General features: G+C 69.2%; 12 protein-coding genes. 10 read left to right on the top strand and 2 right to left on the bottom strand.

The window, feature by feature from the left end; all coding sequences use genetic code 11:
• Positions 1-228: 228 nt before the first annotated feature.
• The 6 genes from SGCZBJ_RS16700 to SGCZBJ_RS16675 all read left to right on the top strand — a co-directional run bounded on the left by SGCZBJ_RS16700 (position 229) and on the right by SGCZBJ_RS16675 (position 9,843).
• Positions 229-1,248: a LacI family DNA-binding transcriptional regulator gene (locus SGCZBJ_RS16700; RefSeq protein WP_101719121.1), complete on the top strand. Its 1,020-nt coding sequence runs from the start codon at positions 229-231 to the stop codon at positions 1,246-1,248.
• A gap of 321 nt (positions 1,249-1,569) precedes the next feature.
• Positions 1,570-3,759 carry a TonB-dependent receptor gene (locus SGCZBJ_RS16695; RefSeq protein WP_101719120.1) on the top strand — a complete coding sequence of 730 codons (2,190 nt, stop codon included), beginning with the start codon at positions 1,570-1,572 and terminating at the stop codon, positions 3,757-3,759.
• Between the two features lie 82 nt (positions 3,760-3,841).
• The gene (locus SGCZBJ_RS16690) at positions 3,842-5,818 is read left to right on the top strand and encodes a glycoside hydrolase family 3 protein (RefSeq protein WP_101719119.1); all 1,977 of its coding nucleotides are present in this window, start codon (positions 3,842-3,844) and stop codon (positions 5,816-5,818) included.
• 13 nt (positions 5,819-5,831) lie between these two features.
• Positions 5,832-8,027, top strand: a complete 2,196-nt coding sequence (locus SGCZBJ_RS16685) for a beta-glucosidase family protein (RefSeq protein WP_101719118.1) — start codon at positions 5,832-5,834, stop codon at positions 8,025-8,027.
• Between the two features lie 9 nt (positions 8,028-8,036).
• Entirely contained in the window at positions 8,037-9,617 is a 1,581-nt protein-coding gene (locus SGCZBJ_RS16680) for a carboxylesterase/lipase family protein (RefSeq protein ID WP_240621544.1), read from the top strand.
• Between the two features lies 1 nt (position 9,618).
• Entirely contained in the window at positions 9,619-9,843 is a 225-nt protein-coding gene (locus SGCZBJ_RS16675; RefSeq protein ID WP_101719116.1) for a hypothetical protein, read from the top strand.
• A 110-nt stretch (positions 9,844-9,953) separates the two neighbouring features.
• Here the strand turns inward: SGCZBJ_RS16675 and pip are convergent, their stop codons facing one another.
• The gene (gene pip / locus SGCZBJ_RS16670; protein ID WP_101719115.1) at positions 9,954-11,045 is read right to left on the bottom strand and encodes a prolyl aminopeptidase; all 1,092 of its coding nucleotides are present in this window, start codon (positions 11,043-11,045) and stop codon (positions 9,954-9,956) included.
• 142 nt (positions 11,046-11,187) lie between these two features.
• Here pip and SGCZBJ_RS16665 point away from each other — a divergent pair, with 142 nt between their 5' ends.
• Both SGCZBJ_RS16665 and SGCZBJ_RS16660 read left to right on the top strand, forming a co-directional pair.
• Entirely contained in the window at positions 11,188-11,613 is a 426-nt protein-coding gene (locus tag SGCZBJ_RS16665) for a hypothetical protein (protein ID WP_101719114.1), read from the top strand.
• The gene (locus SGCZBJ_RS16660; RefSeq protein ID WP_101719113.1) at positions 11,610-12,290 is read left to right on the top strand and encodes an HTTM domain-containing protein; all 681 of its coding nucleotides are present in this window, start codon (positions 11,610-11,612) and stop codon (positions 12,288-12,290) included. The genes SGCZBJ_RS16665 and SGCZBJ_RS16660 overlap by 4 nt, the downstream gene beginning before the upstream one ends.
• On the opposite strand, the gene SGCZBJ_RS16655 is transcribed toward SGCZBJ_RS16660, so the two are convergent.
• Positions 12,287-13,438: a lactonase family protein gene (locus SGCZBJ_RS16655; RefSeq protein ID WP_101719112.1), complete on the bottom strand. Its 1,152-nt coding sequence runs from the start codon at positions 13,436-13,438 to the stop codon at positions 12,287-12,289. The genes SGCZBJ_RS16660 and SGCZBJ_RS16655 overlap by 4 nt on opposite strands.
• A 160-nt stretch (positions 13,439-13,598) precedes the next feature.
• Here SGCZBJ_RS16655 and SGCZBJ_RS16650 point away from each other — a divergent pair, with 160 nt between their 5' ends.
• Together SGCZBJ_RS16650 and SGCZBJ_RS16645 are read left to right on the top strand one after the other, a co-directional pair.
• Entirely contained in the window at positions 13,599-14,180 is a 582-nt protein-coding gene (locus SGCZBJ_RS16650; protein ID WP_101719111.1) for an RNA polymerase sigma factor, read from the top strand.
• On the top strand, positions 14,155-15,105 hold the full coding sequence (locus SGCZBJ_RS16645; RefSeq protein ID WP_101719110.1) for a FecR family protein: 951 nt from the start codon (positions 14,155-14,157) through the stop codon (positions 15,103-15,105). The genes SGCZBJ_RS16650 and SGCZBJ_RS16645 overlap by 26 nt, the downstream gene beginning before the upstream one ends.
• The last annotated feature ends 108 nt before the right edge of the window (positions 15,106-15,213 follow it).

Raw genomic sequence — 15,213 nt, 5'->3', positions numbered from 1 at the left:
GACTCGAACACCCGGCGATGAGCGCCGAAAAGTACGGAATCGTTGCGGATCCTGGCCCATGGATCAGCTTTGCCGGTGTAACGCGTCTGCAATTTGTCGCTATGTATCCGCCTTGTATCGTTCGGCGCGGCCGCCGATACGAGAGGCGCGGACTTGCGGGGAACTTGGGCGGACCGCTACCACAGGGCGTCGCGCGGAGCACCGGGCGTGAAGGGCCGAGCGGAGCGCATGAGCGACATCACCATCGTCGATATCGCCAAGCAGGCGGGCGTCTCGATCAAGACGGTGTCGCGTGTCATCAATCGCGAGGAGGGCGTGGGTCCGGCCACGCGGGCGCGGGTCGAGGACCTGATCGAGAAGCTCGGCTATCGCCCCAACGTCTCGGCCCGCTCTCTGTCGAGCCGCCGCAGCTACCTGATCGGCGTCGTCTTCATGCGGGTGGGCGCCTACCACTATGTCGGCGAGGTTCAGGTCGGGGCGATGCGCGCCTGCCGCCGGGCCGGCTATCACATGGTCATCGAGCAGGTCGACGATCCGGGGCAGGCGAGGGGGCCGGGCCTGGAGCAGGCCCTGAAGGCCGGCCGCTTCGACGGCCTCGTCCTGACCCCGCCGGTCTGCGACGACCCCGAGATCCTGGCCATCATCGAGGCCCAGGGCCTGTCCTACGTGCGCGTCGCCCCCGACCGCGACTTCGGCCGCTCGCCCTACGTCTTCATGGACGACCAGCAGGCCGCCCACGACATGACGGCCCGCCTGTGGGACCTCGGTCACCGCCGGATCGGCTTCATCGACGGGCCTGCCGACCACGGCTCGGCCCGCCGCCGTCGCGAGGGCTACATGACCGCCATGGCTGAGCGCGGCGCGCGCGTGAAGCCCGAATGGATCGCGCCCGGCGACTTCATGCCGCTGTCGGGCCTGGAGGCCGGCGACCGGCTGCTGGGCCTGTCCGAGCCGCCGACCGCGATTTTCGCCGCCAACGACTCCATGGCCATGGGCGTGCTGTCGGCGGCCTCCAAGCGCGGCCTGTCGGTCCCCGGCGACCTGTCGGTGGTCGGCTTCGACGACGGCCCGCTGGCGGAGTCGTCCTGGCCAGGCCTGACGACCGTGCACCAGCCGATCGCCGAGATGGCCGAGGCGGCGACCGAAATGCTGATCGAAGGATTCGGCGACCCCCGCTTTCGCAGCCGGACAGCGGCTCGGCAGCTCGACTACCACATCGTCGAGCGCGGATCCTCGACCTCGCGCTAGCGGTAACTCGCGGGCGGGTTGAGGTAATTTATGTGCTTTGTCGCGCCTGATAGTGGAATATTGATCCAGTAATTTCCGCCTTCTTTAGTGGTAAAATCCAGACAGCGGTGTCTTTTGAAAACGGCATAGACAACGTTGTCGTATCGTGGTGTCAATTTACGACAACGTTGTCGTTATCGGGACATTCCGAGGCGGAACGGAACTCAAACCCCGGGACAAGGGGTGGAGGAAACATCGCCCGACGTCCGCTGCGGCGCCGGGATCCTGGCTGGAACGACGCGTCAGCGCCGCCTTCCGGTCCGCGCAGGAAAGGGGAACTACATGCGCACCGTGCTCTTTACGTCGGCCGCCCTGGCGGTCGTGTGCTTCAACGCGCCCGTCGCCTTCGCCCAGGACGCTCCGGTGGCGCTGGACGAGGTGGTCATCACCGCCCAGCGGCGCAGCGAGAACCTGCAGAAGACGCCGCTGACCGTCTCGGCCGTCACCGGCGACAAGCTGGAATCTCAGGGGGTCAAGACCGTGGTCGACCTGGCCAGCCAGGTTCCGGCGCTCCAGATCACCTCCAGCGGCTCGGGCGCGGCCCAGGTCTTCCTGCGGGGCATCGGCAGCACCAACACCACCGAAGTCGGCGACCCGGCTGTCGCCTACCACATCGACGGGATCTACCAGGCCCGCTCGACCTCGGTCGGCGCGCTGTTCTACGACATCGACCGGGTCGAGGTGCTGCGCGGCCCGCAAGGCACGCTGTACGGCCGTAACGCCACGGCCGGCGCCATCAACGTCATCACCAAGAAGCCGGTGCTGGGCGAGTACGAAGGGGCGGGCTCGATCGAGGTCGGCAACTACAGCGCCGTCACCACCTCGGGCCTGATCAACGTGCCGATCGGAGACACCCTGGCCGTGCGCGCCTCGTTCCAGCAGAGCCGCCACGACGGCTACGTCAACGCAATCAACCAGGGGCCGGGCACCGGCGGCAACGACCGCTACGACCAGGACGACAAGTCGGCCCGCGTGCGGGTGCTGTGGAAGCCCAGCGACAACTTCTCGCTGATCCTCAACGCCGATTACCTGCACCAGGGTGGCGCGGGCGGCGGCGATGGCACCTACGGCACTACGCGCGTCACCGGCGATCCGTGGTCCTGCTACTGCTCGACCAACCTCTATCGCAACAACCGCTTCTTCAGCACCGGCGCCGAGGCCAACTGGGACCTGGGCTTCGCCAACCTGACCTATCTGGTCGGCTACAACTTCTCCAAGCTCGACCGCACCGGCGAGAACGCCAGCACCGGCGCGCCGAACTACTTCCTGGGCAAGGACTATACGTGGTCGCACGAACTGCGCCTGGGCGGGGATGCCGGCAAGCTGAAGTGGGTGGTCGGCCTCTATCGCTTCACCGAAGACAACAATGTCGACTTCCGCGTCTTCCTGGCGAACAACTCGTACCTGTCGTTCATCCAGCCCGAGATCACGGCTGAAAGCATCGCCGTCTTCGGCCAGACGACCTACGAGGTCACCGACCGGTTCCGTGTCACCGGCGGCCTGCGCTATACCGAGGACAAGAAGGGCCGGGTGGGCGGCACCTACCTGACCAACTCGGCCGGGGCGATCGTCTCGACGGTGGTGGCCAACGTCGCCGACGCCAAGTGGGACGCCACCAACTGGAAGCTGGGCGCCGACTTCGACCTGACCTCGACCTCGATGCTCTATGCCAACGTCGCCACCGGCTACAAGGCGGGCGGCTACTACGACGGCATCGCCGACAACGTCTACGCGCCGGAGAAGATCACCTCCTACGAAGCCGGGGTGAAGAACCGCTTCCTCGACAATCGCCTGCAGGTGAACGCCACGGCGTTCCTCTACGACTACCGGGACTTCCAAGTCAGCGCCCTGGGCACCATCGGCGGGCAGGACGCCACGGTCACCCTCAACGCCGACAAGGCCAAGATCTACGGCCTGGAGTTCGAGACCAACCTGGCGCTGACCGAGCATGACCGGATCGACGCCACCCTGGGCTGGCTGCACGCCGAATACACCGACTTTGTGCTGCCGCGCGGGGACTCGTTCTCGAACAACAACGCCAACGCTTCGGTGGCGGCCTGCTACACGGCCAACTACGCGGCGGCGGCTCCGCGCTCGACCGACTTCTCGGGCTGCCGGATGGCCCGCACGCCCGAGTGGACCTTCAATCTCGGCTACCAGCACATCTGGGAGCCCAGCTTCGGCGGCACCCTGACCGGCCGGATCCAGACCCACTACGAGACCAGCAAGAACCTCGAGTACCACGGCTTCGCGCAGAACAAGGAAGGCGCCTTCACCAAGACGGACGTCAGCCTGACCTACGCCAGCCCCGACGATCGTTGGACCTTGCAGGGTTTCGTCCGCAACCTCGAGGACGACGACGTGCGCACCGCCTCGGCGCCGAACTCGACCACGGGTCTGGCCACCAACGGCGCTGGCGAGTTCTACGCCCCGCCGCGCACCTACGGCCTGCGCCTCGGCGTGACCTTCTAACCACCTCACTCCCCCTCGCGCCCGGCGGATCCTGCCCGTCGGGCGCACCTTTGTTTTCTGTGTAGCCAAGCGAGTTTAGCCGATGATCCTCACACGACGCCTTTTGCTCCTGGCTGCCTCCGCGACCGTGCTCGGCGGCGGCGCCCACGCCGCGCCCAAGCAGCCCGAGCTGGGCGTGCGCGACGGCAAGACGATCACTGTCGACGGCCTGAAGTTCCGCGACCTCGACCGCGACGGAAAGCTGTCGCCCTATGAGGACTGGCGGCTTTCTCCGGAAGTCCGCGCCGCCGACCTGACCGCGCGCATGACGCTGGACGAGAAGGCCGGCCAGATGATGCACGGCACCCTGCCGGCGACCGGCCCCATGGGCGTGGCCGGCATCGGCTCGGGCTATGACATGGACAAGGCGACCCCGCTGGTGGTCGATCGCCACGTCACCACCTTCATCACCCGCCTGGCCGGCGCGCCCAGCTTCCTGGCGGAGCAGAACAACGCCATCCAGGCGATCGCCGAGAAGGGCCGCCTGGGCGTGCCGGCGACGATCAGCACCGACCCGCGCCACCACTTCCAGTTCACGGCCGGCGCCAGCGTCGCCCCCGGCGGCTTCTCGCAGTGGCCCGAGGCCCCGGGCCTGGCCGCCATCGGCGATACGGCCCTGACCAGGCGCTTTGGCGACATCGCCCGCCAGGAGTATCGCGCCGTCGGCATCCACCAGGCGCTGTCGCCGATGGCCGACCTGTCGACCGAGCCGCGCTGGTCGCGCACCAACGGCACCTTCGGCGAGGACGCCGACCTCGTCGGCAAGATGACCAAGGCCTATGTCCAAGGCTTCCAGGGCGGCGACAAAGGCCTCTCGACCGGCGGCGTCTCGGCCGTGGTCAAGCATTGGGTCGGCTACGGCGCCTCGGCCAAGGGCTTCGACGGCCACAACAGCTACGGCCGCTACGCCGTCTTCCCCAAGGGTCAGTTCGACCTGCACGTCAAACCGTTCGACGAAGCTTTCGCCGCGGGCGTCGTCGGGGTGATGCCGACCTACGCGATCCTCCAGGACGTGGTGCTTGAGGGGCAGCCGCTGGAGCCGGTGGCCGCCGGCTTCTCCAAGCAGTTGCTGACCGACCTGCTGCGCGGCAAGCACGGCTTCAAGGGGATCGTGCTGTCGGACTGGGCCATCACCAACGACTGCGGCGAGACCTGCCGCAACGGTTTCCCGGCCGGCGTCACCCCCAGCTTCGAGGGCTTCTCCACAGCCTGGGGCGTTGAGGACCTGGCCAAGGTCGACCGCTACGCCAAGGGCGTGAACGCGGGCCTCGACCAGTTCGGCGGGGTCGAGGACACGGCCGAGCTGGTTCAGGCGGTGAAGGCCGGCAAGATCACGGAAAGCCGCATCGACGAGTCCGTGAAGCGCATCCTGCTGGTCAAGTTCGAGCAGGGCCTGTTCGAGAACCCCTATGTCGACCCCAAGGCCGCCGACGCCATCGCCGGCGCCAAGGCCTTCGTCGCCGAGGGGCGGGCGGCCCAGAGCGCGGCCCTGACGCTGCTGGAGAACAAGAACGGCCTGCTGCCGCTGAAGGCCGCCGGCCGCAAGGTGTGGCTCAAGGGCGTCTCGCCCGACGTCGCCAGGGCCTATGGCCTGACGCCGGTGACGGATCTGGCCCAGGCGGACCTGGCCATCATCCGCGTCGAGACGCCGTTCGAGACCCTGCACCCGAACTACACCTTCGGGGTGCGGCAGCACGAGGGCGACCTGTCGTTCAAGGACGGCGCGGCCGACTACGAGGCCATCAAGGCCGCCTCGGCCAAGGTCCCGACCATCGTCAGCGTCTATCTCGACCGCCCGGCGATCCTGACCAATGTCCGCGACAAGGCCGGCGCGCTGATCGGCGATTTCGGCTCCAGCGACGAAGCGCTGCTTGATGCGTTGACCGGAAAGGCCAAGGCGCGGGGCAGGCTTCCGTTCGAGCTGCCCTCGTCGATGGCCGCGGTCGAACAACAGGCGGAAGACGCGCCGCACGACAGCGAAAAGCCGCTCTACCCGATCCACTACGGCCTGACCTACTAAGGGGACCGCCATCATGATCCGCATGACCACCGCCGCCAGCATCGCGGCCCTTTGCCTGGCCGCCGGCGCGGCGCACGCCCAGACCGCCCGGCCGTGGATGAACACCAAGCTCTCGCCCGACGAGCGCGCGGCCCTGCTGGAAAAGGAGATGACCCTCGACGAGCGCATCGGGCTGGTCCACGGCCCGATGTCGATGCCGATCTTCGGCATCAAGAAGCCCGACGGCGCGATCGGCTCGGCCGGCTACATCCCCGGCATTCCGCGCCTGGGCGTGCCGGCCCTGGAAGAGAGCGACGCCAGCCTGGGCGTCACCAATCCGCTGGGCGTGCGGCCCGGCGACGGGGCCACGGCCCTGGCCTCCGGCCTGTCGCTGGCGGCGACCTTCAACACCAAGCTGGCCTACGAGGGCGGCGCGGTGGTCGGCCGTGAAGCCCGCGCCAAGGGCTTCAACGTTCAGCTGGCGGGCGGCGTGAACCTGGCCCGCGACCCGCGCAACGGCCGCAACTTTGAATATCTGGGCGAAGACCCCTGGCTGGCCGGCAACCTCGTCGCCGCCCAGATCAACGGCATCCAGGCCCAGGGCATCGTCTCGACGATCAAGCACTTCTCGCTGAACGGCCAGGAAACCAGCCGCCACTTCGCCAATTCGGTGATCGACGAGGCCGCCCACCGCGAGAGCGACCTGCTGGCCTTCCAGATCGCCATCGAAAAGAGCCAGCCGGGCTCGGTGATGTGCGCCTACAACCTCGTCAACGGCGATTACAGCTGCGGCAACCCGCACCTGCTCAACGACGTCCTGAAGGGCGATTGGGGCTACAAGGGCTGGGTGATGTCGGACTGGGGCGCGGTCCACGCCACCGACTACATCGTCAAGGGTCTGGACCAGCAATCGGGCGAGCAGCTGGACGCCAAGATCTGGTTCGGCGAGCCGCTGAAGGCCGCCGTCGAGAAGGGCGAGATCCCCGCCGCGCGCCTGTCGGACGCCACGCGCCGCATCCTGCGCTCGATGTTCGCCGCCGGCCTGTTCGACAAGCCGGTGACCCCGGGCGGCGCCATCGACTATGACGCCAACGCCGAGATCTCGCGCGCGGCGTCGGCCGAAGGCATCGTGCTGCTGAAGAACCGCGAGGGCCTGCTGCCGCTGGCCAGGAGCGCCAAGACCATCGCCGTGATCGGCGGCCATGCCGACGTCGGCGTGCTGTCGGGCGGCGGTTCCTCGCAGGTCGTGCCTCCGGGCGGCGCCAAGCGCGTCGTGCCGCTGGGCGGGGAGGGCATGATGGGCGCCTTCCGCAGCCAGTACTTCAATGGCTCCTCGCCGCTGGCCGCCATCCGCAAGGCCGCGCCGGACGCCAAGGTCACCTTCGACGACGGCCGCTACGTCGCCTCGGCCGTCGCTGCGGCAAAAGCCGCCGACGTGGTGGTGGTCATGGGCAACCAGTGGATGGGCGAGGGCGAGGACGCCTTCGACCTCTCCCTGCCCAACGGCCAGGACGAACTGATCGCCGCCGTGGTCGCCGCCAACCCCAACGCCATCGTCGTGCTGCAAACGGGCGGCCCGGTCTCGATGCCCTGGCTGAACGAGGCCGGCGCGGTGGTCGAGGCCTGGTATGGCGGCGCCAAGGGCGGCGAGGCGATCGCCGACGTGCTGTTCGGCGCGGTCAATCCGTCGGGGCGCCTGCCGGTGACCTTCCCCGCGTCGCTCAGCCAGTACCCGCGTGAAGCCCTGCCGGGCCGCGGCGTGCCGGAGAAGACCCGGTTTGACGTCAACTACACCGAGGGCGCCGACGTCGGTTACCGCCGCTTCGCCGCCACCGGCGACAAGCCGCTGTTCCCGTTCGGCTACGGCCTGTCCTACACCTCGTTCGCCTATTCGAACCTGAAGGTCGAGGGCGGCCAGTCGGTCACGGTCAGCTTCGACGTCGCCAACACCGGCAAGGTCGAGGGCAAGGACGCCCCGCAGGTCTATCTGACCGGCGCGGCCGGCAAGCCGTTGCAGCGCCTGATCGGCTTCGACAAGGTGTCGCTGAAGCCGGGCGAGACCCGCCGCGTGACCCTGACCGCCGATCCGCGCCTGCTGGCCAGCTTCGACGCCAAGGGCCGTCGCTGGGTCGTCACGGGCGGCGACTATCAGGTGGCGGTCGGCGCTTCGGCCTCGGACCTGGCCCTCAAGGGCGGGGCCAAGGTCAAGGCCCGGACGCTGAAGCCGTAGGGGAAGGGCATGGCGATGAGATCTCTGGTTTCGGGCCTGGCCCTCTCGCTGGCCATCGGCCTGCCGGCCCTGGCCGCCGGTCCGGTGGTCAGGACCACCGCGGGCCCCGTCGAGGGCGTCGAGAGCGGGACGGTGGCGGCGTTCAAGGGCGTGCCCTTCGCTGCGCCGCCCGTCGGCCCGCTGCGCTGGCGCGCGCCCCAGGCCCCCGAGGCCTGGACCGCCGTCCGTCCGGCCGCCGACTACGGCCCCGACTGCGCGCAGAACCCGTTCCCGGGCGACGCCGCGCCCCTGGGCGTCAAGCCGGCCGAGGACTGCCTCTATGTGAACGTCTGGACGCCGAAGGACGCCATCAAGGCCAAGGCCAAAAAGCCGGTGATGGTCTGGATCTATGGCGGCGGCTTCGTCAACGGCGGTTCCTCGCCGTCGGTCTATGCCGGTGACCGCTTCGCCCGCGACGGCGTGGTGCTGGTCAGCTTCAACTACCGGGTCGGGCGCTTCGGCTTCTTCGCCCACCCGGCGCTGTCGGCCGAAAACGCCGACGGCGGCCTGCTCGGCAACTACGCCTTTATGGACCAGATCGCGGCCCTCAAATGGGTGCAGGCCAATATCGAGGCCTTCGGCGGCGACCCGGGCAACGTGACGATCTTCGGGGAGTCGGCCGGCGGCATGTCGGTCAACGCCATGCTGACTACGCCCCTGGCGCAGGGCCTGTTCCACAAGGCGATCATCCAGTCGGGCGGCGGCCGGCCGCGCCTTCTGCCTTCGCTGCCGATCAAGGCCGCGCCGGGCGAGCGCTCGGCCGAGAGCGTCGGCGTCGCCTTCGCCGCCAAGGCCGGCGTGACCGGGGAGGGGCCCGAGGCGCTGGCCGCCCTGCGCGCGCTACCGGCCGACGCGGTGGTCGACGGCCTGAACATGGCGACCTCCGGTGTTCCCACCTGGAACGGCGGGCCGATGGTCGACGGCAGGATCGTCACCAAGCCGGTGCTCGACGCCTTCGCCGCCGGCGAATGGACGAAGATGCCGGTGATGGTCGGGGCCACCGGCGCCGACGGCTTCTTCTTCGGCGGTACCCGCGACCAGGTCTTCGCCCCGTTCGGCGAGCGGCGAGCCGAGGCCGAAAAGCTCTACGACCCGACCGGCGACGGCGACATCAAGGTCTATGGCTGGAAGGCCGCCGGCGACCGGATGTTCATCGAGCCCGCGCGTGAAGTGGCCCGCACCCTGTCGGCGCAAGGCGCGCCGGTGTGGTCGTTCCGCTTCTCCTATGTGGCCGAAAGCCAGCGCAAGGAATGGTGGAGCGCCCCGCACGCCACCGAGATCCCGTTCGTGTTCGACACGGTCGACGCCCGCTACGGCGCGGCCCTGACCCCGGCCGATGCGGCCGCCGCCAAGGCCGCCCACGCTTACTGGATCGCGTTTGCGACCAAGGGCGCGCCCGAAGCGGCCGGCCAGCCGGCCTGGCCAAGGTACGACGCGGCCGGCGATGCGATCATCGACTTCACCAACGATGGGGTGAAGGCGGGGGCGGATCCGCTGAAGGCGCGGTTGGATCTGGTCAAGGCCACTACGCCCAAGCCGGCGGGCCAGTAACATGGCCGCCCGTCTCGCCGACGCGGTGATCGACCGCGACACCTTCCAGGCGCTGCGTCGCGCCCTGCCAGCGGCCACCAAGGCCTGCCTGCAGGAGACCTTCGGCATCAGCGAGACCACCTGGGTCAAGCTGCGCGACGGGCGTCCGGTCAAGCAGGCGACCCTGGAGCGGCTGCTGGAGCGCTATCGGCGGGTGTGCGGGGAGATGAGCCGGCGGGCGGCGTGAGTGCTTGGCCCTCGTCCTTCGACAAGCTCAGGATGAGGGCCATTGATGCGGCGGTTCAGTCGAAAACCTCACCCTGAGCTTGTCGAAGGGCGAGGTTTTCGCTTCCGCTGTCAGCCGCCGATCTTCGGCAGCCCGTCCATGATCGCCGTCAGCGCCAGCACGGTCTGGCCCTCCATGGCGCTGTGGCCCGCATCCGTCTTCACGTAGCTGGCCGGCGGGGCGCCGATCTCGTCCAGGGCAGAGACCAGGCGCGAGGCCTGAGACAGCGGGCAGACCTGGTCGAAGCGGCCGTGGACGATGTGGATGTCCAGGCCCTTCAGCTTGTCCACGTTATTCACGATGTAGTCCGGCTCGAGGAACAGGCCGTTGGCGAAGAAGTGGGCCTCGATCTGGGCGAAGCACAGGGCGAAGTCGGCCTCGCCGAACTTACCCGCGTCTGCGTTGTCGGGGATCATGTTCGAGATCGTGCCTTCCCAGACCGACCAGGCCACGGCCGCCTTGAGCTGGCGCTGACGTTCGGCCTCGCTGGCCGGCACCATGTCGAAGATCGTCTTGTAGGCGCCCATGATGTTGCCGCGGTCTTCGACCGGGATCACCTCGACGAAGGCCTTCCACTCGTCGGGATAGGCGATGTAGGCGCCGGGTTCGGTCAGGGCGTAGGGGGTGTTGGTGAAGGCCGCCGCATTGCCCTGGTACATGTAGAGCAGGTCTTCGGTCGCGCCGAGGAAGATGCCGCGCAGGATCAGCGAGGCCACCTTGTCGGCGTGGCGGATGGCGTAGGTCAGGGCCAGGGTGCTGCCCCAACTGCCGCCGAACACATGCATGCGGCCGGTAATGCCCAGCGCGTCGCGCAGCTTGTTGATGTCGTCGACCAGATGGTCGGTGGTGTTGTTGGTCAGCGCGACCTGCGGGCCGGCCGAGGCGACCGTCGGCTCGCTCTTGCCGCAGCCGCGCTGGTCGAACAGGATCACGCGATAACGCTTGGGATCGAAGAACCGGGCCATCGGCGGGGCGCAGGCGCCGCCGGGGCCCCCGTGCAGGAACATCACCGGCTCGCCGTCCGGATTGCCGTACTCTTCCCAACAGAGCTTGTGGTCGGGCGCGGTGTCGACCTGCAGCAGGCCGCTCTTGTTGGCGGCCGGCTGATCGTACTTCCATTCACCAGTGACCTTGCTGGTGGTCCGCAACCGCGAGAAATTCATAACTCGACCTTTCGTGAGGCTGTTCGCCCGTGCCGTTTAGATGCGCTCGTCACCGGCGACCGCAAGTCAAAATCGGCGGCCCTCGACAGGATCGGAGCGTCCGCGTACCCCACCGCTTCGCCCCAGCCCGAAAGGAGGGACCATGGCCAATCCCTTCTCGCTGCTGGCGCCGGCGCTGGTCCCGTCCTGGAACTTCTTCGACGTCATCGCCGCCTCGCCGCGCGTCGAGTACGCCCTGGCCGACACCCGCGACGCCGCGCTGGACGCCTGGACCGAATTTCGCCCGCGCCCCCAACGCCTGTCGCCTGTCGCCATCCTGGGACGCTTGGTCTGGAACGCGCGCTGGAACGAGAGCCTCTATCTGGTCAGCTGCGCCGAGCGCCTGGTCGAGGAGCCGACGGCGCATGGAGAGGACGAGATTTTCCGCCGGATCGCGGCTGATCTCGCTGCGCGGTCGGATGCGCCGCGGTGGCTGTCGTTCCGGCTGCTGTTCGTCGATCCGACGGGCGAGCGCGAGGTGCTTTACCAGGCCGCGCCGCGTCTGCGAGCGGACATCGATATCCGATGAGCTTCGACCACGCCCTTCGCCTGACCGAGGTGCTGCTGGCCCTGGCGCTGATCCAGCAGAGCCTTGAGCATCTGCGGGTCTTTCGTCGCGAGCGGCTGCTGTTCGGGGCGCGCATCCTGCTGTGCGGGCTGGTCGTCACGGGCTTGGCCTCGCCCTGGCCGCTGGTCGGCCTGGCGGGCCTGTCGCTGCTGGTCCTCCAGCGCTTCCAGGGCCCCTACAACGGCGGCAGCGACCGGCTGGGCCTGCTGGCCCTGTGGTGCTTGATGCTGGCGCGCGTGTTGCCCGTCGACCAGTGGCGCGAGCTGGCCTTCGGCTATCTCGGCGTGCAGCTGATGCTGTCCTACTTCATCTCCGGCTGGGTGAAGATCGTGAACCCGGACTGGCGCAACGGCTTGGCCCTCCGCCAGGTGTTCGCCTTTTCAGCCTATCCCGTCGCCGAGGGCCTGCGCGGCTGGGCCGACCGGCCACGCCTGTTGCTCGTGATGTCGTGGGCGGTGATGCTGTTCGAGCTGGCCTTTCCGCTGACCCTGCTGTCGCAGCCGTCGCTGATGGTCGGCCTGGTGGTCGCCGCGACCTTCCACCTGGCCAACGCCTGCCTGTTCGGCCTCAACCGCTTCTTCTGGACCTGGCTGGCGGCCTATCCAGCCATCCTCTGGCTACAGCAGCGCCTGTTCTAGCCCCAGGCGGGGAAGGCGACGCAGGTCGGCCGATCGACCGCCATCGTCTCGCCGGTTGCCGCCAGGCGACCCGAAGCGTTGTTGCGTCCAAGCACCGTCACCGCGCCGGAGCCCTGATTGGCCGCCAGCAGCCAACGGCCGGTCGGATCGAGGGCGAAGCTCCACGGCGTCTTGCCGCCCGTGGCGATGCGTTGGATTTCCCGCAGTTCGCCCCTGGCCTCGTCGACCTCATAGACGACGACGACGTGTTCTACGCGGATCGAGGCGTAGACGAAGCGGCCGTCGTGGCTGACCGCCACTTCGGCGCCGTTGATCGGCGGCTCGCCGCCCGCGCGCAGGGTCTGCAACAGCTCCGGCCGGCCATCCCGCAGGCGATAGGCGCGGATCTCCGGCTTGATCTCGCTGAGCAGGTAGAGGTGGCGGCCGGTCGGGTGCAGCGCCATGTGGCGGGGCCCCGTTCCCGGCGGCAGCGCGACGGAGGCCTCGCTCGCCGGACCCAGCGTCCGTGTCGCCGCGTCGTAGGGATGGACGAAGACCCGATCCGCGCCCAGGTCGGCGACCAAGGCGTGACGCCCCGTCGGATCGACCATCACCGCGTGGGCGTGCGGTCCCTGCTGTTGCGGCGAGGGCCCCGAGCCTTGGTTGGCCTGCACCAAGGCGGGCGGCTCCAGCCCGCCGTCGGCGCGGACGGGCAGGGCGGCGACGTGGCCCGTTCCGTAGTGGGCGACCAGAAGGCCGCCGGCCTCGCCGTCGAGCGACATGTGCGCCGGGCCGCCGCCGCCCGAGGCGACCGTGGAAATCACCGTCAGGGCGCCGGTCGCGGGATCGGCTTTCAGGGCGTGGATCTTGCCCTGTTCCCGGGGGCCGTAACCCGTCTCGCTCAGGGCGTAGAGCACCGGCAGGGCCGGATGGGCGACCAGCCAGGTCGGGCGCTGAAGGGGCGCGACGACGCCGATCGGAGCCAGCTTGCCGGTGGCGGTGTCGAGCCGGGCGGCGAAGACGCCCTGGCCGTCCTTGTCGGCTTGGGTCCCGACATAGACCAGTCGTTCGCCCCGCGCCGCCGCCTGCGCCGCCTGGGCGGCCATCAGGCCCAGCGCGCCGGCGGCGACCGCGCGACGGGTGGGCAAGCCGTGTCTGGAATCGGTCATCGGCGTCTCCTCCACCCACGCTTGTCAGGCTTTGGAGGAGGCGTCGATAAGACCACTCGGGTTTCTTCCTCGAAGAAAATCGCGCCGGGTTTGACGGAAGTTTCGCGCCCGTGCATCGCTCCCTCCAGAACAACTCGACAGAGTGGGTGGGACGGAAACGGTGTCGGAGGGGCGTGCGCGCGTCGTGGCTTGGATCGGGCGGGAAATCCTGCCCCACGAAGCCGACCTGCGCGCCTGGCTGCGGCGGGCCTTCGCCACGGCCGGCGACGTCGACGACATCGTGCAGGAGACCTACTGCCGCCTGGCGGGCCTGTCCCACGTCGATCACATCGGCGAGCCGAGGGCCTATCTGTTCCAGGCCGCCCGCAGCGTCGCGCTGGAGCAACTGCGACGGGCGCGGGTGGTGCGCATCGACACGGTGACGGAAATCGACGCGCTGAACATCGAACTGGATGAGCCTTCGCCCGAGCGCATCGCCGGCGGGCGGCGCGAGCTGGAGCGGGTGCGGCGACTGATCGCCGCCTTGCCCGACCGCTGCCGCCGGATCTTCGAGATGCGCAAGATCGAGGGCCTGCCGCAACGCGAGATCGCCCGCCGCATGGGCGTGACCGAGAACGTGGTCGAGAATGAATCCGTGAGGGGGCTGCGCGCCATCCTCGCCGCCCTCGCCGAGGGTGAAACCGAAGAAACCGCGGCCGCGAGGAGGCCGAGTACGCATGACCGAACGCGAAAGCGCCGCTGACATCGAGGCGGCCGCCGCCCGATGGGTGGTGCGCGCCGATCGCGGGGATCTGGACCCGGCCGAGCTGGAGGCCTGGCTGGCGGGCGACACGCGCCGTCAGGGCGCCTTCGTGCGCGCCCAGGCCGCCTGGGGCCTGCTGGATCGCGGTCGCGCGCTGGGCGTCGAGGAAACGCCGCAGCGTCCGCGCGTCGATCGCCGTGGGCTGCTGGCCGGCCTGGGCCTCGCGGCGGCCGCGTGCGTCGCCGTGATCGTGGCGCCGCGGCTGCTGGCCGCCCGCTATGGCACCGCCGTGGGCGAGATCCGCCGCGTGCCGCTGGCCGACGGCTCGCTGGCCGCGATCAACACCGACACCGCGCTGGAGGTAGCGATGAAGCCGCGCAGGCGCGAGGTGCGGCTCGACCGGGGCGAGGCCTGGTTCCAGGTCGCCAAGGACGCCGAGCGACCGTTCGTGGTCGAGAGCGGTCCGGTGCGGGTGAGGGCGGTCGGCACCGCCTTTTCGGTGCGTCGTCGCGACGGCGGCTGCGAGGTGCTGGTCACCGAGGGCGTGGTTGAGGTCTGGTCGGAAGGGGCGGGCGAGGCCCCGCGCCGCGTGACCGCCGGCGAGCGGGTCTTCGCCTCCGACAGCGCCGGCGCGGCGCGGCCGGTGCCGGCGTCGCTGGAGATTACCCGTGAGCTGGCCTGGCGCGAGGGCCAGATCGTCCTGGACGGCGAAGCCTTCGGCGCGGCCGCCGAGGAGTTCAACCGCTACAACGCGCGCAAGATCGTCATCGCCGATCCGGCCCTGGCCGAGCAGAAGCTGGTCGGCTGGTTCCGCACCAACGAGCCCGAGAGCTTCGCCCGCGCGGCGGCCGCCAGCTTCGGCGCGCGGGTGACGGTGCGCGGCGACGCAATCCTCGTGCAGTCGGTCGCGCCCCTGGCCGAATAGGGATTTCGCCGTCCACGGAGGATGGCCTTCGAAAAAATTTCGCTGAGCTCTGACGGAAACCGGTTTCCCGCCCATCGCTCAAGACAGGCGCTCCCAGAAGCGCCGTGC

This window comes from Caulobacter zeae (genome assembly GCF_002858925.1).
Taxonomy (GTDB): domain Bacteria; phylum Pseudomonadota; class Alphaproteobacteria; order Caulobacterales; family Caulobacteraceae; genus Caulobacter; species Caulobacter zeae.
The sequence above is the reverse complement of the archived record's forward strand: the minus strand, read 5'-3'. Positions and strand labels throughout refer to the sequence as shown.

Excerpts from the sequence above, each read along its gene's own strand:
- SGCZBJ_RS16665 (WP_101719114.1), top strand. The coding sequence starts at position 11,188 with ATGGCCAATCCCTTCTCGCTGCTGGCGCCGGCGCTGGTCCCGTCCTGG.
- SGCZBJ_RS16655 (WP_101719112.1), bottom strand. The coding sequence starts at position 13,438 with ATGACCGATTCCAGACACGGCTTGCCCACCCGTCGCGCGGTCGCCGCC.
- SGCZBJ_RS16645 (WP_101719110.1), top strand. The coding sequence starts at position 14,155 with ATGACCGAACGCGAAAGCGCCGCTGACATCGAGGCGGCCGCCGCCCGA.
- SGCZBJ_RS16675 (WP_101719116.1), top strand. The coding sequence starts at position 9,619 with ATGGCCGCCCGTCTCGCCGACGCGGTGATCGACCGCGACACCTTCCAG.
- pip (WP_101719115.1), bottom strand. The coding sequence starts at position 11,045 with ATGAATTTCTCGCGGTTGCGGACCACCAGCAAGGTCACTGGTGAATGG.
- SGCZBJ_RS16660 (WP_101719113.1), top strand. The coding sequence starts at position 11,610 with ATGAGCTTCGACCACGCCCTTCGCCTGACCGAGGTGCTGCTGGCCCTG.
- SGCZBJ_RS16695 (WP_101719120.1), top strand. The coding sequence starts at position 1,570 with ATGCGCACCGTGCTCTTTACGTCGGCCGCCCTGGCGGTCGTGTGCTTC.
- SGCZBJ_RS16685 (WP_101719118.1), top strand. The coding sequence starts at position 5,832 with ATGATCCGCATGACCACCGCCGCCAGCATCGCGGCCCTTTGCCTGGCC.
- SGCZBJ_RS16680 (WP_240621544.1), top strand. The coding sequence starts at position 8,037 with ATGGCGATGAGATCTCTGGTTTCGGGCCTGGCCCTCTCGCTGGCCATC.
- SGCZBJ_RS16700 (WP_101719121.1), top strand. The coding sequence starts at position 229 with ATGAGCGACATCACCATCGTCGATATCGCCAAGCAGGCGGGCGTCTCG.
- SGCZBJ_RS16690 (WP_101719119.1), top strand. The coding sequence starts at position 3,842 with ATGATCCTCACACGACGCCTTTTGCTCCTGGCTGCCTCCGCGACCGTG.